The 21,907-nt window shown below is 56.7% G+C and carries 16 protein-coding genes and 1 tRNA gene; 11 read left to right on the forward strand and 6 right to left on the reverse strand.

The genetic code is table 11. The annotated features are described in order from the left end of the window. Nucleotides 1-166 precede the first annotated feature (166 nt). On the forward strand, nt 167-1,228 hold the full coding sequence (gene fni, locus NW805_RS00435; RefSeq protein WP_414406490.1) for a type 2 isopentenyl-diphosphate Delta-isomerase: 1,062 nt from the start codon (nt 167-169) through the stop codon (nt 1,226-1,228). Nucleotides 1,229-1,486: 258 nt separating this feature from the next. Here the strand turns inward: fni and NW805_RS00440 are convergent, their stop codons facing one another. From NW805_RS00440 to NW805_RS00455, 4 genes are all read right to left on the reverse strand, one after another. Then, nucleotides 1,487-3,085: a DUF6930 domain-containing protein gene (locus NW805_RS00440; RefSeq protein WP_414421295.1), complete on the reverse strand. Its 1,599-nt coding sequence runs from the start codon at nt 3,083-3,085 to the stop codon at nt 1,487-1,489. Nucleotides 3,086-3,274: 189 nt separating this feature from the next. Then, nucleotides 3,275-3,347 (reverse strand) — tRNA-Thr (locus tag NW805_RS00445). 83 nt (nt 3,348-3,430) lie between these two features. Then, complete coding sequence (locus tag NW805_RS00450) at nt 3,431-4,126, reverse strand: TPM domain-containing protein (RefSeq protein WP_414329371.1); 696 nt, start codon at nt 4,124-4,126, stop codon at nt 3,431-3,433. Nucleotides 4,127-4,386: 260 nt separating this feature from the next. Beyond that, nucleotides 4,387-5,490, reverse strand: a complete 1,104-nt coding sequence (locus NW805_RS00455) for an FAD-binding oxidoreductase (RefSeq protein WP_414421296.1) — start codon at nt 5,488-5,490, stop codon at nt 4,387-4,389. Nucleotides 5,491-6,004: 514 nt separating this feature from the next. Here NW805_RS00455 and NW805_RS00460 point away from each other — a divergent pair. The 3 genes from NW805_RS00460 (at nt 6,005) to NW805_RS00470 (ending at nt 9,514) form a co-directional block, all read left to right on the forward strand. Beyond that, a complete protein-coding gene (locus tag NW805_RS00460) occupies nt 6,005-7,009 on the forward strand; it encodes a cytochrome c oxidase subunit II (RefSeq protein WP_414421297.1) in 1,005 nt (334 codons plus the stop codon). 77 nt (nt 7,010-7,086) lie between these two features. Then, nucleotides 7,087-8,793: a cytochrome c oxidase subunit I gene (gene ctaD / locus NW805_RS00465; protein WP_414421298.1), complete on the forward strand. Its 1,707-nt coding sequence runs from the start codon at nt 7,087-7,089 to the stop codon at nt 8,791-8,793. Nucleotides 8,794-8,911: 118 nt separating this feature from the next. Then, nucleotides 8,912-9,514 carry a cytochrome c oxidase subunit 3 gene (locus tag NW805_RS00470; RefSeq protein WP_414421299.1) on the forward strand — a complete coding sequence of 201 codons (603 nt, stop codon included), beginning with the start codon at nt 8,912-8,914 and terminating at the stop codon, nt 9,512-9,514. Here the strand turns inward: NW805_RS00470 and holA are convergent. Further along, nucleotides 9,502-10,494, reverse strand: coding sequence for a DNA polymerase III subunit delta (holA, locus tag NW805_RS00475; protein ID WP_414421300.1), 993 nt, complete (start codon nt 10,492-10,494; stop codon nt 9,502-9,504). The two genes, NW805_RS00470 and holA, sit on opposite strands and share 13 nt — an antisense overlap. Before the next feature lie 975 nt (nt 10,495-11,469). On the opposite strand from holA, the gene NW805_RS00480 reads away from it, so the two are divergent. The 5 genes from NW805_RS00480 to ispD all read left to right on the forward strand — a co-directional run bounded on the left by NW805_RS00480 (nt 11,470) and on the right by ispD (nt 17,371). Then, on the forward strand, nt 11,470-12,885 hold the full coding sequence (locus NW805_RS00480; protein WP_414421301.1) for an IctB family putative bicarbonate transporter: 1,416 nt from the start codon (nt 11,470-11,472) through the stop codon (nt 12,883-12,885). Nucleotides 12,886-13,036: 151 nt separating this feature from the next. Further along, nucleotides 13,037-13,375: a P-II family nitrogen regulator gene (locus NW805_RS00485; protein WP_011430352.1), complete on the forward strand. Its 339-nt coding sequence runs from the start codon at nt 13,037-13,039 to the stop codon at nt 13,373-13,375. A 151-nt stretch (nt 13,376-13,526) separates the two neighbouring features. After that, nucleotides 13,527-14,933, forward strand: coding sequence for an ammonium transporter (locus NW805_RS00490; protein ID WP_414421302.1), 1,407 nt, complete (start codon nt 13,527-13,529; stop codon nt 14,931-14,933). A 314-nt stretch (nt 14,934-15,247) separates the two neighbouring features. Continuing rightward, on the forward strand, nt 15,248-16,618 hold the full coding sequence (locus tag NW805_RS00495) for an ammonium transporter (RefSeq protein ID WP_240527655.1): 1,371 nt from the start codon (nt 15,248-15,250) through the stop codon (nt 16,616-16,618). A 45-nt stretch (nt 16,619-16,663) separates the two neighbouring features. Then, on the forward strand, nt 16,664-17,371 hold the full coding sequence (ispD, locus tag NW805_RS00500) for a 2-C-methyl-D-erythritol 4-phosphate cytidylyltransferase (protein ID WP_041437650.1): 708 nt from the start codon (nt 16,664-16,666) through the stop codon (nt 17,369-17,371). Between the two features lie 40 nt (nt 17,372-17,411). Here the strand turns inward: ispD and NW805_RS00505 are convergent, their stop codons facing one another. Further along, nucleotides 17,412-18,587, reverse strand: coding sequence for a hypothetical protein (locus NW805_RS00505; protein ID WP_414421303.1), 1,176 nt, complete (start codon nt 18,585-18,587; stop codon nt 17,412-17,414). A 244-nt stretch (nt 18,588-18,831) separates the two neighbouring features. Between NW805_RS00505 and cobM the strand changes: the two genes are divergently transcribed. Both cobM and NW805_RS00515 read left to right on the forward strand, forming a co-directional pair. Next, nucleotides 18,832-19,632: a precorrin-4 C(11)-methyltransferase gene (cobM, locus tag NW805_RS00510; RefSeq protein ID WP_414421304.1), complete on the forward strand. Its 801-nt coding sequence runs from the start codon at nt 18,832-18,834 to the stop codon at nt 19,630-19,632. Nucleotides 19,633-19,820: 188 nt separating this feature from the next. Further along, on the forward strand, nt 19,821-21,905 hold the full coding sequence (locus tag NW805_RS00515; RefSeq protein ID WP_414421305.1) for a tetratricopeptide repeat protein: 2,085 nt from the start codon (nt 19,821-19,823) through the stop codon (nt 21,903-21,905). Nucleotides 21,906-21,907: the final 2 nt, after the last annotated feature.

The raw sequence follows: 21,907 nt of genomic DNA on the forward strand, positions 1-21,907 counted from the left end.
ATGCCTCCGGCACCCTACCGGGAACCGCACTGCTGTCCCAGTAGATAGCGAGTCACCTTGGACTCCGTCCCGCTAGCGCGAACGGGCAATGCTGTTCGCTTTTGGCAGCGCGCGGCGTTATAGACTGACAATCTCTACCAAGACCAAGGTGCTCCGCACTGCTGACATGATGGCCGATTCTCTCCCCCCCATTTCCGAGCGCAAACAGGATCACCTGGACATTGTTCTGCAGCAGGATGTGGCTGCCAAAGGGATCCGCACCGGGTTTGAGCGGTTTTTCTTTGAGCATGTGGCGCTGCCGGAGCTGCTGTTGCCGGAGATCGACCTAAGCTGCGAATTCTTGGGAAAACGCCTACAGGCACCCCTGCTCATCAGCAGCATGACGGGGGGAACAGAGGCTGCCCATGAGCTAAACCGACAACTGGCCGCCGCTGCCCAACAGTTGGGTATTGCCATGGGGGTGGGATCCCAGCGGGCAGCCTTGGAACATCCAGAGCTAGCCCGGACTTACCAGGTGCGCCAAGTGGCCCCGAATATTCTGCTGCTGGCCAACCTGGGTGCCGTTCAGCTCAACTACGGCTATGGGTTGGAGCAGGCGCGACGGGCGGTGGAGATGATCGAGGCGGATGCGCTGATTCTGCACCTCAATCCTCTCCAGGAGGCGGTTCAACCCCAAGGGGATCCCGACTGGCGTGGATTGTATGGCCGCATCGAACGGTTGGTGGCGCAGTTGCCGGTGCCCGTGGTGGTGAAGGAAGTGGGCAATGGCCTCAGTGCCAAAGTAGCCCAGCGGCTGGCCGAATGCGGCGTGGCAGCCCTGGATGTGGCGGGGGCGGGCGGCACCAGTTGGAGCGAGGTGGAGGCCCATCGCCAAACAGATGCTCTCAAAAAACGCATTGCCCACAGCTTCAGGGACTGGGGGATCCCAACGGCTTTGTCCCTGCTGGAAATTCGTCGCCTGCTGCCGGACTTACCCCTGGTGGCCAGCGGCGGCATCCGCAATGGCATCGACGCGGCCAAAGCTATCCGTCTGGGAGCCGATGTGGTGGGTATGGCCGCCCCCGCTTTACACGCCGTCTCCCAAGGACAGATGCAGGCAGTGGTGGACACCTTTCGCGCCGTGATCGAGGAGCTGCGCATTGTTGCCTTTTGCACTGGATCGGCCAACTTGGCTCGGCTGCGACAAGCTACCCTGCGGCGGCAGGATACTTGGGATCCCTTGCCCTAAACTCCAAGCACTTGCCACAAACTGAGGGTCAATACCAGAGCCCCCAGATGATAGGGCCACTGTATGCTTTGTCGAGATGCTTTGTCGAGCTATTTTGCCGGTCAGCACCCAGGAGAGAACCAGAGCCAAGATAGCGTGGATCCCTGGAAAAACCGAATCACCGCCCGGTAAACCTGCCAGAGATAGAAAGAAGGGATCCCGGCTGGGAGAAAGTTGCCCAGGTTACCGGTAGCACCTGGCCTGCCTCCGTCCGGACGGTCAAGGCAAAGGCAATTCTCGGCTAATTCGCACCATCGGCCCCAGTCCCAGTCCCGTTGGGTTCAAAGCCTGCATCTCAAACAGGGCCAGAATGTGGCGCACTTGCAGCTCTGGACGGGCAGAATTCACTCCCATTGCCACCACCAAGCCGCAATAGCCACCCGTATCGCGGCAACGCCGCTCCCAGCGCTTGCGAGCCATGGAGTGGACGGGATCATCTTCGGGAAACTCTCCAAACAGGTGCAGATCGCGATTGCCCGTTTGCACAATTTCCAAGTCGTAGCGATCGCCATCGAAGGGATCCACCCCTGTGTTGAAACAAACGCCTTGCGGCCCGCCTTCCCCACGCAAATTCTCGATGAGCTGCTTTGCTTTTGATCGAGAGGTGCGCACAATCACCACCGGCAGCCCTTCTCCATTTTTCACCAGCTTGCTTTGGGGGAGAGGATGCCATTGCCCCGTGCGCCGCAGCATTTCCACCGTTGTCCACGGCAAGACCCCCAGGCCTATCTGCGCGCCCTCGGGCACCAAATCATCCCGCAGCAGGGTTTGTGCAGGTTCTTCCGCCTCCCCTTCCAGCTGCAGCAGCTCTTCGGCCACGTCCGGCAGGGTGCGCACCTGCACCGAAAGGGTTGTCCCCTTCTCCTGGGGATTGGGAATGCGGTACCGGCCTTGATAGGGTCGAAAGTCATCTTCCAGCTTGCGGTGGTACTGCTTGAAGAAGCGATGCAAGGCTTCCAAGGCCACCGATAAGGCCGCCGCCTCATCCTCCTGCAAAGTCACGCGCAAGCCTTCCAGGGGGTGAATGGTGCCAAAGTTCGGCTCAACTTCCTCAGGATCCAAATCTGCCAAGTCCAGATCCGGCAGTTCGTTAAGTTCAGGATTGCGAGCTTGGAATGTGAGATAGAGACAATCTTGTCTGAGGAAGGCTTCCTCCATCTCTTCGGGAGTATCCGGCTGGCCCGCATCCTGGCGAAACTGTTTGAGGGAGGGCAGCGAGCGATAGAAAAGTACCCCATACTCCATGCCCAACCGCCCCATGACCGAGACGTAAAGGGTTTGGATATCCCAGTGATTTAGGTCGATCGCCAGGATTTGGTGATCCTCCAGGTAATCCCAGGGGGCATCTCGCCAGAGGGTAAGGGCTTTGCCGGTCAGCAACTCAGCATAGTGTTCCGGCAGAGGGGGAGGGATCCGCTCGTTGGCCTCTTCAAAGCTCTGCAGGATCTCGTCGATCAGAGGCAATTCCGGCTGGCATTCCACCTTGATGTCCAGCTCGTGCAGGATGCCGCGCAAGAAAAATTGCACCTCTCGATCCCGCACGATGATCTTCTGGGGGCGAGCAGGTGAGGCAGCATGGGGCCGCTCCATGGCCACAATCAAGGTTCGCACCATCGGCTCAAAGCCAGAACCGGCGGGCACCACTTCCATGGCCCGTACCACGCCCTGAACGCCATCTACCCAAAGAATGCACTCCCCTTCCGTTTGGGATCCCACGGGTGGCGATCCTGAGAGCTTGTGACGATCCCCTTCCCACACGGAGGGCACCTGGGGCAGCTTTTGCAATCGACGAACCGTAGCGGCTGGGAGACCGGACATAGACATCCAAGGAGAATCAGGAGAACAACCCAATCGGCTGAGTAGGTATGCCAAACTGAGCAGGGATCGGCCTTGGCCTCCTGTCAACAAGACCCAGGGATCCCGCTAATGCCAATCTAACCACCAGTGTAGAAGCTGAGTTCGGCTTCAGCGAGAGGAGACAGCAGAGCCAAGTTCCATGGCACCAGAAGCTGATGGTCAGATTCGAACTGACGACCGCTCGATTACAAGTCGAGTGCTCTACCAACTGAGCTACACCAGCAATTTCTGCTCACCGATTCTAGCATTTGTCCCCTGCGAACTGGGGCTCGCAGGGAAGGACGCCCAGCCGACTTCACGAGTCAGCTACTGCCGATCCACTGCCGGGCGAGCAATGGGAGCTAGGTAGATCACCAAAGCCCCTGCCAGAAACCCCAAGACGTTGCGCAAGACCGGGATCCAATCCTGAGTACGTGTGACCACCGGGCCGATACCGAAAGCCCCGAACAGAATGAACCACAGGGGAGAAATGAGCAAGGCCCAACGCCAGTTAAACAGCTCCTCCGCATGGCGGGGCTTGCCGGCAAACCCGAAGACAATCCCGCCCAAAATCGAGGTCACCAGCGTTAGGATCCACTGCTCCTGAGGCAGGCCGGGCACCACGCGGCAGCCTCCCTGATGAAAGCAGCGATCCAAAACATCCACGGTCTCCAGGATGGCGCGGTGGGTGCCGTGCTCCCGCACGTAGAATTGATTGCCAAAGCGAGATTGCAGCTCAATCCAAAAGGTACGTGGCAAGATCTCGCGCACAGCATCCCCCACATTAAACGCCAGCAAGTTGCCCCCCCTGGGATCCGCCACCATCAGAACGCTGCGCTCATTCAAGCCCCAGTATTCCTTCACCTGACGACCCGGTGTTTGGTCGAACTGAGTCAGCACCCGCAGCTTCCAGCCGGTGTCTTGCTCTAACTTGTTCAGATGCTGGGCCAGTTGAGCTTCCTGATTGCTGGTCAACTGATCCGCCAAGTCCAAGACCGGCACAGGCGGCTGGGGCAACTCCATCGGCACCACTGGCAGGGCAGGTTGCGCCCAGGTCAGGGATCCCCCACCCACCGCAATCAACAGCCCAAGGCAAAAGCCCACCCCAACGCGGAGTATCCGTTGCCACTCGATGCTCATGCTGATCCCTCTCTTAGCTTTGACGCTGAGATACTGAGAAATGATGTTAAGAAATGTTTCAATTTCTTATAGATCTATCATGCACCGGAACAAGACGTTTGGCCAGAGGGATCCCGAGGAAGCAGCGGTGGCGAGGGCGATGTTTATATCAAGCTGGGGCTAAAGGTGCCGGCGGGGTCGAAGTGCTGCTTCAGCTTGCGCATCAGACTTGCAGCCGGGCCAAAGTCATGGGCAAGAGCCCTCTTCAGAGCTGGCGGAGCCTCCAGAAGCAGGAGAAATCCGCCCGCAGACTTGAGGTAGCACTGCAGTTGCATCAGGGATCCCACTTCTGGCTGAACCAGCCAAGCCCGTCCTAGCCCACAGCCTCGGTGCAGTTGCACCTGAGCCCCAGGAAACAGGGTTTGAAACTGCTCCAATGTTGCCAGGCTCTGATTGGGCAGGCACCCGAACTTGGCCAGCACTGCTCCTGAGCCGGGTTGAGGCAGGGACAGAGAGCCGGGATTCACTTCCTGCAAAGTCAGCCCTGCAGGGGCCAGCCGCCGCGTTTGGGCCATCTGTTGGGCGATTGCTCGCTCCGATCCATGAAAGCTGAGCCAAACTTGGGATCCCTCTGCCCTCAGCCAGAGATCCACCCCCACAGGGTTAACGGGGCCGGTCAGCACCTGCTGACACAGGACCTCCAGCTCCGGCAAAGATCCTATGGCCAGCAAAGCAGACTGAGCTGCCGGCAAGGGGTAAAGCCGCAGGCTCACCTGGGTCAAAATTCCTAGGCTGCCCAAGGATCCGGTGAACAGCTTCATCAGGTCATAGCCGGCAACATTCTTAACAACCCGCCCGCCCGCTTTGGCCACCTCCCCATCCGCCCGCACCCAGGTCATGCCCAGTAGCAAGTCGCGGATCCCGCCGTAACGCCAGCGCAGAGAACCCGTATCGGCAGTGGCGATAATGCCCCCCAGGGTAGCCCGCTCCGGATAGAGGGGATCCACCGGCCACCATTGCCCCCGCTCGGCCAAGATGTGTTGCAGTTCCGCCAAAGTCATGCCAGCTTCCACCGTGACGGTGAGATCAGCAGCCGCATGGTCGATGAGCCGGCGTAAGCCGCGCGTGCTGAGAACCAAATCCACCGGCTCCACAGAGTGGGCCCAGCCCCACTTGCTCCCCTGCCCCAGCGGCAGCACTTTCCGCCCTTGGCAATCCTTTAAGATTCCGGCCAATTCCGAGACCGTTGATGGAGTCTGGATCGGCAAGGGATCCCCTGGATCAGATAGCAAGGTCGCCAGTGAATGGGGAGAAGACATTGGGGAAAGCGAAGCAGAGATTAAACAGAAGCAGAGATTAGAGAGAAAACCTGTCCAAACCAGCCGAATTGCGGGGTTATCCCACCCTACCTCAGTCTACAGCCAGCAAAAATCTCAGCTTGGAGAGATGACCCTCAACCAGAGCCAGCCTTCAATGTGGTACCGCCCTTACACAGGTCTGCCGAAAATCTCGGAACCAAAGCTCTGTCTCGCCGCTGCTCACCCAGGAAGATCCTGAAGAGATCCATAAGTCTACACAACTTTCTTTCCCCCGCGAACTAGTATTTGATAGCGGTGGGAAGTCCGTGCACAGCGGATCGGGCTCCATAGGCAAAAATTTTGTAAGCCCTGTAAGCAATGTAAACAAAAACAAAAAACGGCAACAGTAGAAAACGTAGTCTGCAAACGCTGCGGGCGGATTGTCTGCTAGGGTAGATGCTCTCTGTATTGGGGAAAAGCAGTCGTGAGTGCGATTAGCAACATCATCTTGGTGGGTATGGGGATCCTTCTGACCCTTGCCAGCCTTTGGTACGGGCAAAACCACCATCTGCTTCCCGAATCTGCTGCCGAATCAGCCCCCTTGTTCGACAGCCTCTTTAACAGCACCATAACCATTGCCACAGGGATCTTTTTGGTGGTACAGGGTGTACTTCTCTACTGTATTGTCCGCTACCGCAAGCGGCGAGGCGACAAAGGCGACGGGGATCCCAGCCACGGCAATGTGCTGCTGGAGATCGTGTGGACGGCGGTGCCGGCGGTGATCATTCTTTGGTTGGGCTTGGCCAGCTTGGATGTTTACCAGGCCATCTACGGGGGTGCTGATGTCGGCGGCCATATCCACGCGGCCATGGCGATGGAGTCTTCCCACGAAGCTGAGGCGGGGGATCCCGGCTACGCTTATACCCCTGTAGTGCTACCCGGGAAGGAAATGGGCCAGCCGGATCTGGTCGTCCAAGTGCAGGGCATGCAATATGCTTGGATGTTCACCTACCCGGATTCCGGCCTGGTGGCCAGCGAGCTGCACCTTCCTCTAAACAAGCGGGTGCGCTTGGATATGACGGCTCTGGATGTGAACCATGCCTTCTGGGTGCCGCAGTTTCGCCTCAAGCAGGATGTGATCCCGGGCCGAGAGACCCACCTGGAGTTTGTGCCTACCCAACTGGGGCAGTACCCCATCATCTGCGCAGAGCTGTGCGGCCCCTATCATGGGGTGATGGCAGGGCAATTGTTTGTGGATACGCCGGAAGACTTCGAGCGCTGGCAGCAGGAGCAAGTTTTGGCCGCCCGTGGCGAGGGCAGCACCTTGGCCCTCGTTTCAGATTTCTCGCCAGTCCATCCCTCTCCTCGGCCAGGCTCCCCTGAGGCCGAGTCTGCCTTTGCCCATGTCCACCACCAGCGTTTGGGCGTCTCCCCCTCAGATTTGAAGTCTCTCCAGTCCCATTCTGGATCTCTTCCTTCCGCAGGCTAGCCGGGATCCCTGACGCCCCTTTGGCCTGCGCTTGTGGGAACAACATTCTGCCAACGCGATATAGGAGCTTTTGTGCAATGACCCAGCTGCAAGACAGCCCAAGACTTGTTGCTGCACCGAAGGTTGAACTTGAACTTCCTGCTGAGCCTTGGTGGCGCTTCTTTACCTTCTCCACCGATCACAAGGTCATCGGGATCCAGTACTTGGTGACCACCTTTTTCTTCTACTTGGTGGGAGGGGCGCTGGCGACGGCAGTACGGGCAGAGCTGGCTACTCCAGAGGCCGACTTTCTCGGCTTTGAGCGGTACAACGGTGCCTTTACCCTGCACGCCACGATCATGATCTTTTTGTGGATCGTGCCTGCTTTGGTGGGGGGCTTTGGCAACTACCTGGTACCGCTGATGATCGGGGCGCGGGATATGGCCTTCCCCAAGCTGAATGCGGTGGCCTTTTGGCTGGTTCCGCCCACAGGGATCCTGCTTTTGGCCAGCCTGTTCATAGAGGCTCCGGCTGCCGGCTGGACTTCCTACCCCCCCCTCAGCTTGATCAGCGGCAAGGTGGGGGAAGAACTCTGGATCCTGAGCATTTTGTTGGCAGGAACCTCTTCCATCCTGGCGGCGGTTAACTTCATCACCACCATTCTGAAGATGCGCATGCCCGGCATGAAGATGGAAGACATGCCCCTGTTTTGCTGGGCCATGCTGGCAGCGTCTATTCTTACCCTCATTGCAACACCGGTTCTGGCCGGTGCATTGATTTTGCTTAGCTTTGACCTCTTGGCAGGCACGGCCTTTTTTAACCCCAGCGGCGGCGGGGATCCGGTGGTCTACCAGCACATGTTCTGGTTCTACTCCCACCCGGCGGTGTACATCATGATCTTGCCGGTCTTTGGCATGATCTCGGAGATTTTGCCGGTGCATGCCCGCAAGCCCATCTTTGCCTACAAGGCCATCGCCTACTCCAGCTTGGCCATCTGCTTTTTGGGGTTGATCGTCTGGGCGCACCACATGTTCACCAGCGGCACCCCTGACTGGATGCGGGTGTTCTTCATGATCGCCACTATGGCTATTGCTGTCCCGACGGGGATCAAGGTGTTTAGCTGGCTGGCCACTTTGTGGGGCGGCAAGATCCACTTCCGGTCGGCCATGCTGTTTGGCATGGGTTTTGTCTCGATGTTCGTGATCGGCGGCTTGAGCGGGATTATCCTCGCCTCGGTGCCTCTGGATATCCACGTTCACGACACCTACTTTGTGGTGGCCCACCTACACTACGTGTTGTTTGGCGGCAGCGTCTTTGGGATCTATGCCGGCATCTACCACTGGTTCCCCAAGATGACGGGGCGGCTGCTGAACGAGTTTTGGGGGCGGGTGCACTTTGTATTGACCTTTGTCGGCTTTAACATGTGCTTCTTGCCGATGCACAAGCTGGGCCTGATGGGGATGCCCCGCCGGGTGGCCCAGTACGATCCCCAATTTGCCGACCTCAACTGGATCAGCTCGGTGGGGGCCTTTGTTCTGGCCATTTCCACCCTGCCCTTTTTGGTTAACGCCATCTACTCCTGGGTGGCCGGGCCAAAAGCTGGGGATAATCCTTGGCAGGCCCTGACACTGGAGTGGACAACTTCTTCTCCCCCGCCCCATCACAACTTTTATGGGGATCCCATTCTGCTAACTGGCCCCTACGACTACGGCTTGCACAGCAAAGAGACGCTGGACTACTTTGCTGCTCAGTTGCAGAGCTTGCGGGAGCTGGCACTGGCGGAAGCGGAGCCTACTTCTTCTTAGCAGGCCGGATGCCCGGTGGGCGGCTGATCCCCTGCTCACTGGGTATTCCAGTCTTGGCTGGGCTGCTTGTACAGCCTCAAGAAGTCTCAGGAATTCAGGAATTTAGGTGGAAAGGAATATGCAAGGATCCCTTGCCTCTGAAACGCTGATGGTTGGCCACCCACAGGCCCACGCTGAGCACCCGGATCATCGCGTCTTCGGCATCTTGATGTTTTTGGTGGCAGAAGGCTGCCTATTTTTGGGGCTTTTCATGGCCTACCTGGCCTACAGCCTCACCGCCCCGGTGTGGCCGCCGGAGGGAACCCCAGAGCGGGAATTGCTTTTGCCTGGGATCAACACGGTGATTTTGCTCTCCAGCAGCTTCGTCATTCACAAAGCTGGGTCGGCCATCAAGGCCGATGATGTCAGGGGTCTGCGGCTGTGGTTTGCCCTCACAGCGCTGATGGGGGCGGTTTTCCTGGCAGGGCAACTCTATGAGTACAGCAACCTGGAGTTTGGCCTCACCACCAATTTGTTTGCCAGCACCTTCTATGTTTTAACGGGGTTTCATGGTCTCCACGTGATGGCAGGGTTGCTGTTTATTCTGGCAGTGCTCTGGCGCTCCTTTAAACCCGGCCACTACAGCGCCCAACATCATTTTGGCGTCGAAGCTGCTGAGATCTACTGGCACTTTGTGGATGGGGTTTGGGTTGTGCTGTTTATTCTGCTCTACTTGCTCTGAGCTCGGCCTTCACCCAATATAGCCACGATTTGGATCAGCGCTTCTTGAAAGGCATCTCGTTCCGGCTGTCCTTGCTTGAGGTTGTATTCCAATTGCAAAAGCTGCTGCATTGCTTTCAGTAAAGCTGTGGTCTTCAGGGATCCCACCTCTTTTTGCAGAAAGTAAACCCGATTGGGATTCCCGATTTCTGCTTTCTGGGCGATGACCTTGGGATCCCGTTCTCCCTGATCCAGCAGCAGCCGCACCCATAGCCAGGTGCGAAATTGGCCCACCAACACCGCCAGAACCTTCAGAGCCGGCTCGTTTTGATCCAGAAGATGGGTCAAGATGTGCAGGGCTTGCTCTAGGTTTCCTTTGCGCAGGGATCCCGCCAATTGAAAGCTGTTGTAGGCGCTGGCCGGAACCAAGGCTGCGATTTGCTCAGAGGAAATTGGATCCCGTTGGCCTGCCGTAAACAGAGCCAGCTTCTCCAATTCCATTGCCAACCGGCGAGTATCGTTGCCCACGGCCTCGGCCAAGGTCTGGGCGGCTTCAGCACTGAGGGCAAGATTCCGTTGTTGGGCTTCCCGCTGCACCTGCTGGAGAATGCCCTCCTCATCCCAAGGGGCCAGTTGCGAAAACTCGCGGACAATGGCCGTTTTTTTGAGGATTTTGGTGGATTTCAGGCGCCCATCGGGTTTATTGCTGGTGGTCAAGAGCAGATGGGTGGTAGGGGGTAACTGGGCCAAGGTTCGCTCCACTTCTTCCCACAGATCTTCCGGGCAATGGTGGGTGAGTGTTGTCTCTTCCAGCCAAACCAAGCGGGCGTTGGATCCCAGCGGCGGGGTCATGGCTTGGTTGAGCCCGGCAATCGTGGATTCCGGCGGCAGGCGATCGTAGTTAAAAGCAGCCCAGTGGGGATCCAGCACTTGATCCCGCAACTGCTGTACCGCCTGCATCAGGCGATAGGTATCATCCCCCCAGTACAGGTAAACGGGCACGCTTCGACCGAGTGATTTACGAGATGCTTTTCCCCTACTTCCTCCATTTTGCGTAGGTCAGTTCCCCTTGTCTAAGCGGTTTGGCCGGGATCCCTGCTCAACTTGGTGGAGGGAGTCAGTCCAAGTGAAGATACCGAGCCCAGCTTGACTCAAGTTGTTTAAGAATAGGTCAAGTACTCGCCCTGTCTGGCGAAAACAAAGGCATCTTTACATAACTTTCATAATCCAGAAGTCTCCGCAGCTCAAAAAGTTCTGTATTCCCACTGAAGAGGTTTCGTAGACCTTCTCCTACAGTTGAATTAGGAGCAGAGACTGCAGGGTTAAAGATTATGGATGGCATTGGCGAGTTTGAGTTTAAGGTGCAAATCTTAGCCCGTTGCATGGGATCTGCCCTAGGGCTGGGCCGCCCCACTCGTGTTCAGATTCACTATTCCAACCTCAATTCCCAAAACAAAACCAAAGCGAAGGAAGGTCAATCTGAGTCAAAAAGTCTATCCTCCCTAGGCGATCAGATCTCTTCGAGTCTCAGCAATCAGGGCAAAAGAGGATCCCAAGGTCAAGCTTTAGCCTATGTTGCCTGAAGAGTCTTTCGAGAATTAATCCGTGGTAATTCAGGAGGATTTTTGACTGCGGCGATCCAACACTTACTTAGAAATTGGGACAGATCTTTCTTGTGGTTTTTCTCGTTACTCTTTCTTTGCATTCTATAGCGATTTGTTCTTAAGACCGAAAACTCAACTTTGACAATTCTTCTTTGACAATTCTTCGATGCTTTTCGTCTTGTAGAGTCTTGTGAGTTAGCCGATTCTTTATTTTTGTTAACGAGGACTTTGTCCGGCTGGCGCGATAAGAAGTTGCGCTCTTCTTCATTGTCTCTTTGCCTCTGGGGATATAGACTAAAGCTTTGTCCCGCTGGTGAAACCAGTAGGATGACTTGAGGTGTGGGGATTTGGGCCCAACACGCCCCAGAGGATTATGGAACGAGCAACGCAACTGTGGCAGGGTTTTCTGCTGCGCGATTTTCCCATCAAGGCTTGGTGGCAGGGAAGCCTTTTGGGTCGTCTATTGGGATCCCTGCAAAGTTGGGGGAAGAGCAGCATATTGGTTCAAACTTCCGACCGGATTGGCCTGGGGCTAGTGCTGCTCTACTGGATTTTCTCTGCACAAAGCTCCACCGGCATCCTGGGCCTGATTTTGCTGGCTATGGCCGCTCTGGTGGGCCTGTGCGCTTTGGTGGAAACGCCGATTGGGCTGCCGCTGCATCTGCCCCTGGGCCTTTTCTGGGGAATTGCCACCTTGGCAACGATTCTCTCTCCGGTTGCCTACGCAGCACGGGATGGCTGGCTGAAGTTGACTCTCTACCTGGCTGGTTATCTGTTGTTGCATCGTCTGCTGCGCAAACCCCAATTCCGAGATGGGATCGTTGGATCCCTGCTTTTGGTCAGCTTGGTGATGGGGATCCATGGCCTGCGGCAATACTTATATGGGGCAGCGGAACTGGCCACCTGGGTGGATCCGGAGTCGGGTTTGGCGGGTCTGACGCGGGTGTACAGCTATCTGCGCAATCCAAATCTGTATGGGGGCTACTTGATCCCGGTCATTCCTCTGGGGCTGGCCGCCACTTGGATTTGGCCCAGTTGGGGGGCGAAACTCCTGGCCGGGTTTACGACGGCGGTGAACCTGATTTGCCTGTTGCTCACCTACAGTCGTGGCGCCTGGATTGGGGGGCTGGCCACGCTCACCCTGATGGCCGTGCTGTTGGCACAGTGGCATTCTGTCGATTTGCCAGCCCGCTGGCGGCGTTGGGCCTTGCCGGCCCTGTTGGGCGGAGGGGGGGCTGCTCTGTTGCTCGGGATCCTGACGGTACGCTCCCTGCGGCTGCGGGTGCAGAGCCTTTTTTGGGGGCGGTTGGATACCAGCAACAACTTTCGCCTCAATGTCTGGGCGGCGGTGCTGGAGATGATCCGCGACTTTCCCATCTTGGGGATCGGCCCCGGTAATGTTGCCTTTAACCGCGTCTATCCCCTCTACCAACGAGGCAACTTCAGCGCCCTTGGAGCCTATTCAGTGCCGCTGCAGCTCACTGTAGAGACTGGCTTCATCGGCTCCTTAACTTTCGCCTGGTTCCTCTTGGTGCTCTGGGATCACGGCTGGAGATGCTGGAAAACTTTGCTCAACTTGCGGGATCCCCAGGGTCTGTGGGTGGCAGCAGGCTTGGCCGCTTGCACCGGCATGATGGTCCACGGCTTGGTGGATACCATCTGGTATCGTCCACAGGTACAAATGCTGTGGTGGCTTGCGGTAGCGCTCATTACAGCCAGCTTGGCCTCTCTTAGCCCTCAGCCGCCCGTGGATGTTGGTGAGACCCCATCGGAGGCTTCCTCCCGTTAAGGTAGCTTAAGCTTGACCTTCCAGTCTTGACGGGAGCCAACCCAGAGTGGTAAGCATCTTCAGTAGGAGATAAAAAATGTATCCGTTTTTACAATTCACAGGTGTTGGTAGTGTTAGAAATTAGCGGAACTGTTCAGGGTGCAGGAGGCAGATGAAAAAAATCGAGGCCGTGATCCGGCCATTTAAGTTGGATGAGGTCAAAATTGCTTTGGTCAATGCCGGGATTGTCGGCATGACCGTAAGTGAAGTACGGGGTTTTGGCCGGCAAAAGGGACAAACCGAGCGTTACCGGGGATCCGAGTACACGGTAGAGTTCCTACAAAAGCTGAAAGTGGAGATCGTGGTCGAAGATGACCTGGTGGATACGGTGGTGGAGAAGCTGATTGCAGCGGCTCGCACCGGCGAAATTGGGGACGGCAAGATTTTCATCAGCCCCGTCGAAAAAACCATCCGCATCCGCACTGGCGAACTCAACCAAGATGCCCTGTGAGGAGGGATCTTTGGGGTTTGGGCTACCCGTCCTGAGCCTTGTGGGGGTTTGCTGCATGTCTCTTTTGCTGTATCTCTGATGAGGTGTTCTTGCCCCACTTTCCGGGTAACGTCTTTTGAGAAGTACTGTCCCTTTAGGTGAGTCGAAAAGCATGAGTACAACAATGATCCAAAAGCTCAAGAGCCAGGTGCCCCAGTGGCTCTGGCGACCGGCCAGGTGGAGTCTGACTGCTGCTCTAATGGCTGCGCTGGTCTTTCTATTCGGCCAGGGAACTGCCTTTGCTCAAGAGGCCGAGGCAGTTCAGAAACACGCTGACACTGTTTGGACGATCGTGGCAGCAGCCTTGGTGTTCTTCATGCAGGCGGGGTTCGCCATGGTAGAGACGGGCTTTACCCGCGCCAAGAACGCCGCCAACATCATGATGAAGAACTTGATGGACTTCTGCATGGGCTGTTGCGCCTTCTGGTTGATTGGGTTTGGCCTCATGTTCGGCAAAAGTGCTGGCTTCTTCGGCACCGACTGGTTTGCTTTTGGCTGGCAGCAGGCTTACGAGGCAGACGGCTGGCCTTTCACCTTTTTTGTTTTCCAGCTGGTGTTTGCCGCCACTGCCGCCACCATTGTTTCCGGAGCCATGGCGGAGCGCACCAAGTTCTTGGCCTACTTGATCTACTCCATCGTTATTTCTGGGCTAATCTACCCCATCTCTGGGGGTTGGGCCTGGAACGGGCTGTTCGGCGACTACAACGGCGGCACAGCCGGCTGGCTGGAAAATCTGGGCTACATTGATTTCGCTGGATCGGGGGTGGTGCATTTGGTAGGGGGCGCTGCGGCCTTGGCAGGCGCCATTGTGCTCGGCCCTCGCATTGGCAAGTACGGCCCTAATGGAGAACCGCGGGCGATCCCTGGCCACAACCTGCCGCTGGGGATGCTGGGAGTGTTTATCCTCGCCTTTGGCTGGATCGGGTTTAATGCCGGTTCCACCACTGCAGCCTCTGTCGATATTGGCTGGATTGCCATGAATACGCTGCTGGCAGCTTCGGCTGGAGCAATTGGGGCGATGTTCACCTCTTGGGTTCATTTTGGCAAGCCGGATATGACCTTTGCCGCCAACGGTGTCCTGGCCGGCTTGGTGGGCATCACTGCCCCTTGCAATACAGTTCATCCGCTGGGGGCCTTGATCATTGGCTTGGTGGCCGGAATCCTCGTGGTGCTCTCCGCGGTGATTTTGGATACGGCGCTGAAAATTGATGACCCAGTGGGCGCGGTTTCCGTGCATGGCACCTGTGGTATCTGGGGGGTGTTGGCAGCAGGGATCCCTTGGTTTGCTCACGCCAATTCAGAGGTTACCTGGGCACAGTTCGGCGTGCAGGTAGTAGGCGCTCTCGCTCTCTTCTTCTGGTCCTTCATCACCTGTCTAATCCTGTTTTTAATCCTCAAGGTAACTGTTGGCTTGCGCGTCAGCGCCGAGGAAGAGATTGCCGGTTTGGATGTGGGCGAGCACGGCAACATAGCCTACCCTGACTTTGTCATTGCTGCCACCGAGGTGGAGGGAGCTTGAGCTGTTGCGCTCGGTTCGACGGGAGGCTGTCGGATCTGAGCGACACGGGACTGAAAATCAAGAGAGGGGGTCAGGGCTGGCCCTCTCTTTTATGGCTTGCTGATGTATTTGGTGGCATTGGTGTAGGTGGTTACGGGTAGGAGGGGAGAAATAGCTCAAAATCGAGGTGTGGGACTTGGAATGGACTTGGAATCGAGATGAAAAGTCAGATAGGTGAGACTGTTTTCTCTCGTCTTCGGCAGGGGATCCTTTTGGGTTTGAGGACAGGGGGGAAAGTCCTGCTGGGGGTTGGAGCTTTGCTGGGGTTGGGAAGTTTGGTTGCCCCGCCTGCTCTGGCCCAGACGGATCTCACGGCTCTGGAACAGGCTCTCCCACCCGAGGCTTGGGCTGAGCTACAAACCTTACTGAAAACTCAGCAATACCATGCCGACATCGTCTGGACAACGGTGGCCGGGGCGCTGGTGTTTTTCATGCAGGCGGGCTTTGCCATGGTGGAGGCGGGCTTCACGCGGGCTAAAAATGCTACCAACATTGTCCTGAAGAACCTGATGGACTTCTGCTTCGGGGCCTGCGCTTTTTGGTTTTTGGGGTTTGGGCTGATGTTCGGATCCCATGTGGCCGGTTTTTTGGGCACCAACTGGTTTTTTTTCAACTGGCAACAGGGAGCTGAAGCCGGCAGTCAAAACGATGCTTGGCCTTTCACGTTCTTCTGTTTCCAACTGGTGTTTGCCGCCACCGCTGCCACCATTGTCTCCGGGGCAATGGCGGAACGCACCCGCTTTTTGGCTTATTTGATTTACTCCATCGTCATCTCTGGGGCGATCTACCCGATTTCCGGGGGCTGGGCCTGGAATGGCCTGTTTGCCGACTACAACGGTGGTACAGCCGGCTGGCTGGAAAACCTGGGCTACATTGACTTTGCCGGGTCGGGGGTGGTGCACTTGGTGGGTGGGGCTGCAGCTTTTGCGGGAACTTTGGTGTTGGGGCCGCGCTTGGGGAAGTATGGTCCCAATGGGGAGCCGCGGGCTATTCCCGGGCATAGCTTACCCTTGGGCATGTTGGGGGCGTTGATCCTGTGGCTGGGCTGGATTGGCTTTAATGCCGGCTCTACAACGGCAGCGATTCCTGATATTGGCTGGATTGCTTTCAATACCTATTTGGCCGGGGCGGCAGGAGCCATCGGCGCTCTCTGTACTTCCTGGGCCATTTTTACCAAGCCGGACATGACGTTTGCAGCCAATGGGACACTGGCGGGGCTGGTGGGCATTACTGCTCCTTGCAACACTGTTCATCCTTTGGGGGCAATCCTTATCGGCTCGGTGGCCGGGGTGTTGGTGGTGTTGTCGGTGCTGTTTATCGAGGGCACCTTGAAGGTGGATGACCCGGTGGGGGCGGTGTCGGTACATGGGGTGTGCGGCGCTTGGGGGGTCATTGCTGCAGGGATCCCGTGGTTTGCCCATGCGGAAGCGGGGGTGACTTGGGCGGTGTTGCCGGTACAGATTCTGGGGGTTATTGCCCTGGGAGGATGGTCTTTTATCTGTTGTCTGGCTTTGTTTTTGATTTTGAAGGGCACCATCGGTCTGCGCGTCTCGGCAGAAGAAGAGTTGGCCGGCTTGGATATTGGCGAGCACGGCAACATTGCCTACCCTGACTTTGTCACTGCTTCGGGAGAGTTGGAAGGTTGAGTTGAGCAGTACACTGGGATCCGGTTGAATGCGCTTTTGGATCCCATGCACCTTCTGATCCCGGCGGCTGGCAGCGGCAAGCGAATGGGGGCTGCGGTCAACAAGCTGTTGCTGCCGCTCTTGGGTCAGCCAATTTTGGCTTGGACGTTGCAGGCTGCGGATCAGGCCAGCTCCATCGAGTGGATCGGCATTCTCTCCCAACCCGGCGATTGGCCGGCCATCGAGCAGATCCTGGCGGCAATGGATCTGTCCACGCCGGTGCAGCTTTTACAAGGGGGGGCGACGCGGCAGGAGTCGGTTTACAGGGGGGTTGAGTATCTCTATAACCTGGGAACAGTAGAGCGGGTGTTGATCCACGATGGGGCCCGCTGCCTAGCTACCCCTAAGTTGTTCGATCGCTGTAGTGCTGCTTTGCAGCAGGTGGATGGTCTCATCGCGGGGATCCCTGTCAAGGACACGATTAAAGTCGCTGAGGCAGGCCCAAAAGGGATCCAAATTCAGTCAACCCCAGAACGCAGCCGGCTGTGGGCAGCGCAAACGCCGCAGGGGTTTCGCCTGTCGATGCTATGGCAAGCCCATCGGGAGGCTCTGGCCCAGGGTTGGCAGGTAACCGATGATGCAGCCCTATTCGAGAAGCTGGGTTGGCCAGTCTACATCGTCGAAGGGGAGGAATCCAATCTGAAGCTAACCACCCCCCTGGATGTGTTGCTGGCCGCACAAATCCTGCAGCAGCGTCTCGGACCAGCGCGTTAGCTCAATTCAATCCCGGTAGGGCCAGTCTCAACCTTGGGAATTAAAAGTAGGAAGGAGGAAATCTAGGTTCACTAAGAGCACTTTGATCACCCCATCTCTTGTGGTCCGTTGGAAATGAAAATGATAAGTCTGGCTGTTTAGAATCTAATGCACCCAAGACACCTGAAACCAAGCAAAAGATGAGATTAATGCACTTTTCACTTTCTTCATAAACTTGCCGTTCTGAGAACCGAACTACAACCCAGCCTCTATCCGCTAGATAAGCATCACGCTTACTTTGCTTAGGATCATTCACAGTATGGGCTGGCCTACACAGATTACCTTCAAGAAACCATGGCTCATCAATTTCAATGTCAATGAGTAAAACGAGTGATCTTTTTCCATCTCTAGATACCTGCATTGCGATATCGGGGGTATAGCACCGGACACTAGACTGCTCTATGCTAACAGCTGACCTCTCTGGAAGCAGAGTAACTTTAAAGCTATCTCTCTCTAGACTTTCCAATTGTCTCATCAAAGCATTTCGAAGGAAGTTATCAAATCTTCCGCAGCGAGCATCAGAAACTGTATCAGGATACTGGACCCTTTGATTAGCAATAAGCTCCATAGCCTGATCTCGGTGTTCTCTTTCAATGGCTTCGCACTCTGCTTCCCACTGCCGGAGGTCCTCTTGATGTTCTCTCAATCTTTCTTGGTAAGCTTGTATAAGAGCTTCACATTCTGCTTCCCACCGTCGCAGAACTTCCTCATATTTCTGTTGATGAACTCTCCGGATCTCTTCACATCTTACTTGCCACAAACAAACCTCTTCGTAATATTTATTCAGTTTTTCCTGGTGGGCTTGTTCAAGGGCTTTGCATTCCGCTTCCCAGCAACGCAGAGCTTCTTCATGTTTCCATATTTTTTCTGCTCTTTCTCTCTCATATTTTTCTTTTCGCTTCTCGTATGTCCATGATTCGTAGAGAAAACGTGCTAGCGCTGCAATACCGACAATACCTGCTAAAACAACCAATTCTGGAGCCTCCGCAATAATCAAGGTAATGAGCACAGCAACACCAGCACCAGTTGCCCATGCCGATTGCAGCTTGCCCATCAAAGGCTGGGGTAGCTCGGGTAGATTTGGCCTAACAGGGCGTTCCGGCATTCGAGGTAGTTCAGGTTCCGTTGGGCGCTCCGGCATCTGTGGCGGCTCCGGCTCCAGCGGACGGGCAGGCATCTGTGGCGGCTCCGGCTCCGGCGGGCAAGGTGGGAGATCTGGCCCCCTCAAGAGGAGAGCAATCGGCTGGGGTAAAACAACGTAGGGGTAATAGTCTTCCCGAACGTACCTTAAGATGGGATGCGAGTGCCTGTCGTGATCTTGCATGCTTGAGCCTCCAGATAAGTTCCCTTGGAATCCAGTTTGAAAAGACTTTGGAAAAGGGATCTTCAAAGAGGCCCTTGAAGGGGTAGGAAGCAAGCAAATGCGCGAACCGACGTCGTGGCCTGTCTACATTGTCGGGGCTGGCCCCGGGGATCCGGAGCTGATTACCCTGCGGGGGCAAAGACTGCTGGCGGAAGCCGATGTAGTGTTCTACACAGGTTCTTTGGTGCCAGAGGGAGTGCTGGCCCATTGTCGCCCTGGGGTTGAGGCCATTGACACCCGCTCCTTCACGCTGGAAACGCTGCTGCCGCAAATTGTGGAACGGGTCAAGGCGGGGCGGCGGGTGGTGCGGCTGCAGGATGGGGATCCCTGCCTTTACGGCGCTCTGCACGAGCTGCTGATCCGGCTGGCAGAGGCAGGGATCCCTTTTGAGATCGTGCCGGGAGTAAGCGCCTTTCAATTGGCAGCCGCCCGTTTGCAGGTGGAGTTGACCATACCCAAGTTGGTACAGACGATTATCCTCGCCCGCGCCAGCGGTCGCACCCAGGTACCGGAAGCAGAAGCCCTGGCCAGTCTGGCAGCCCACCGCGCCTCTTTGTGTCTATATCTGAGCGCCCGCCACGTGGAACAAGCGCAGGCGGATCTGATGACCCACTACCCCGCCGATACCCCGGTTGCCGTTTGTTATCGCTTGGGTTGGCCGGACGAACAGATCTGGCTGGGATCCCTGGCCGAGATGGCCGCCCTCACCCGGCAAGCCGGCTTAGAACGCACAGTGCTCTATCTCGTCAGCCCTGCCTTGAAAGGCTTGTCAAGCTCCAGATCTGCCCGCTCGCGGCTCTACAGCCCTGACCACACCCACCTCTTCCGTCCCAGAATGGGCCGGCAGCCCCGTTTGTAACAGGCTCTTTCAGTATATTGACGGACTCCGGCAGATTGAGCACAATGAGGCAGCAAGATGAAGTCAGAGGCCTGGACTTCTGGCGAGGGGGCACTCGTTTTTGCCGAGAGAAGTGGATCCCTCTTGGATTGGAGTTGTTACAAGACCATTTTTTCACTCTCTAACTTAACTTTGCGAACTCTAACTTTATGGCTGGCTCATCTGCTGCTCGCAGCGTGGAAACCCTGATCAAGGCTCTGCAGAAGGCCCTGGCCCCCCTGCCAACCCGTTCGGCCCTGAAGCAAGATGTCCTTTACCTCATGGTGGATCTCCCACGGCAGGGGATGTTTAGCCGCTCTATGGTGTTGCATCGAGTTGCCAGCCAATTGGGGGGCTTGCCTGTGCAGGGAGTTAGCCAACTGGTGGTGTACGGTCGGCTTCAGGGGGAAACACAGCCGCAGTGGAAAAAAGTCTTCTACTTGTCCTCTGGGGAAAGCAGTGCCGATGCCACGCAGATTGTATTACCGGGCACCAAGATTTCTGAGATCAAGGTGCTGGAGGCCCAAAAACCTGTTGTGGATCCCGACGGCAAATCCGATTTTCGCAAAGTTAAAACCCTAGAGGCGCCGGTTCCCAAAACTCAGAAAGAGCGCCGGCCAGAACCGGCTTTAAGCCAGCCCTCGGTTGCTCACGCCCCTTCCCAGACCGAGATCCCGACCCCTCTGCCTACAACTGCTCGCCCCAGTTCTCCTATCGACGTTCTGGCCAACTTTCCGACACTTGATCAATGGTTGCACAGGCCTGCTCTAAGGCCCTTCTTGGGGGGAGCTCTGGCTTTGTCTCTCCTGCTGGGGGCTGGGTTGGTGGTGCGCTCTTTTGGGCAAGCCGATGTTCCTGCCCGAGCCAGATCGCTGGGGTTGGGGATCCCGCTGTTGATCTTGGCCGCAGGGGGGGGCTGGCTGGGGTGGAAAGGTCGGCGTGTCGATGACACCCTTGAGCGAGAAGAGGGATCCCAGGATCCCTTTACAGAAGGGCTGTCCTTTTTACAGGCCAATCCAATTCCTGAGGCAGTGGAGCGGTTTCAGGAGGCTGTGCGGCGACAGCCAGATCACGTAGAGGCCCACATTGAACTGGCCCATCTGTTGGCGAAAACCAACCGACTGCAGGAGGCATTGAGCCACTACCAACAGGCCAAACACCTGAACCCGAACTGGAGCGGCATCAACACCCACCTGGTGGAAACCCTGAAGGCTCTAGCACGGCAGTGGCTGGCCCAGCATCAGCCGGATGAAGTTCTGGCCCACTTACCCGAAGCATTCCCCCTCACCCAGGGATCCGCCCAAGCTGAGATCTATAGCCTGCTCGGCCAAGCCTGGGCAGAGAAGGGCAACTGGGCAGAAGCGTTGGCCCAGCAACAAAAGGCCCTGGGGTTGGATCCCCACTTCAGCGAGGCTCATCTCTGCATTGCTCAAGTTCGCCTCAAGCTGGGGCAATGGGACGAGGCCATCGATTCCTGTTGGGCTGCTTTGGAGTTGAATGATCGCCTGGGCCTGGGCCACGCCGTGATGGGACAAGCGCTGATGCGCAAAGGTCAGTTAAAAGCGGCAATAGCAGCCTTCCGAACTGCCCTCAGCCTGGATCTCAGTCCTGAGTTGGCAGCCGCTGTGCGGGTGGATCTGGGTTTGGCAATGGTGCATGCAGGTCATCTGGCTCAAGCCAGCCAGGAGTTCAGCCAGGTGATCTTCAATGGCCAGTTCAAAAGACAGCAGGCTCGCGCCTACTACGGCTTGGGTCTGGTGTTGGCAGGCCAAGAGCAATACAGCGAAGCCATCAAGAACTACCGGCGGGCTTTGGAGCTGGCCCCCGATCTGCACGCAGCGATGGCCGCCATTGGCCTAGCCTACTTGGGGCCCAAACAACGGGATGCCTCTGGGCGCAAGTTCATCCAGCCCCAACAGTTGCAGCAGGCTATGCAGCAGTTTGAACAGGCCCTCGAAGGAGATTCAGAGTTGCCGGAAGCTCACTTTGGCCTGGGCGAAGTGGCGCGCATCAAGGGGGATCTAACCTCGGCGGAGGCCAGCTATCGACGGGCCATTCGCAGCAATGGCAGCTATGGAGCAGCTCACTATCGTCTGGGATCCATCCTTGCCCGCCAAGGCAAGCTGGAGCAGGCCATTGAACACTTTCGCTCGGCTTTGGAAATCGCTCCCAACTTCTCCGAAGCCAGAGTGAGCCTGCAACGGCTTCTCTCCAAACAGATGGAGGAGGCCCATACCGGCCTACTCGTCCCGTAAGG

The organism is Synechococcus sp. W60.1, assembly GCF_047461575.1.
In the GTDB taxonomy this organism is placed as follows: Bacteria; Cyanobacteriota; Cyanobacteriia; order Thermostichales; family Thermostichaceae; genus Thermostichus.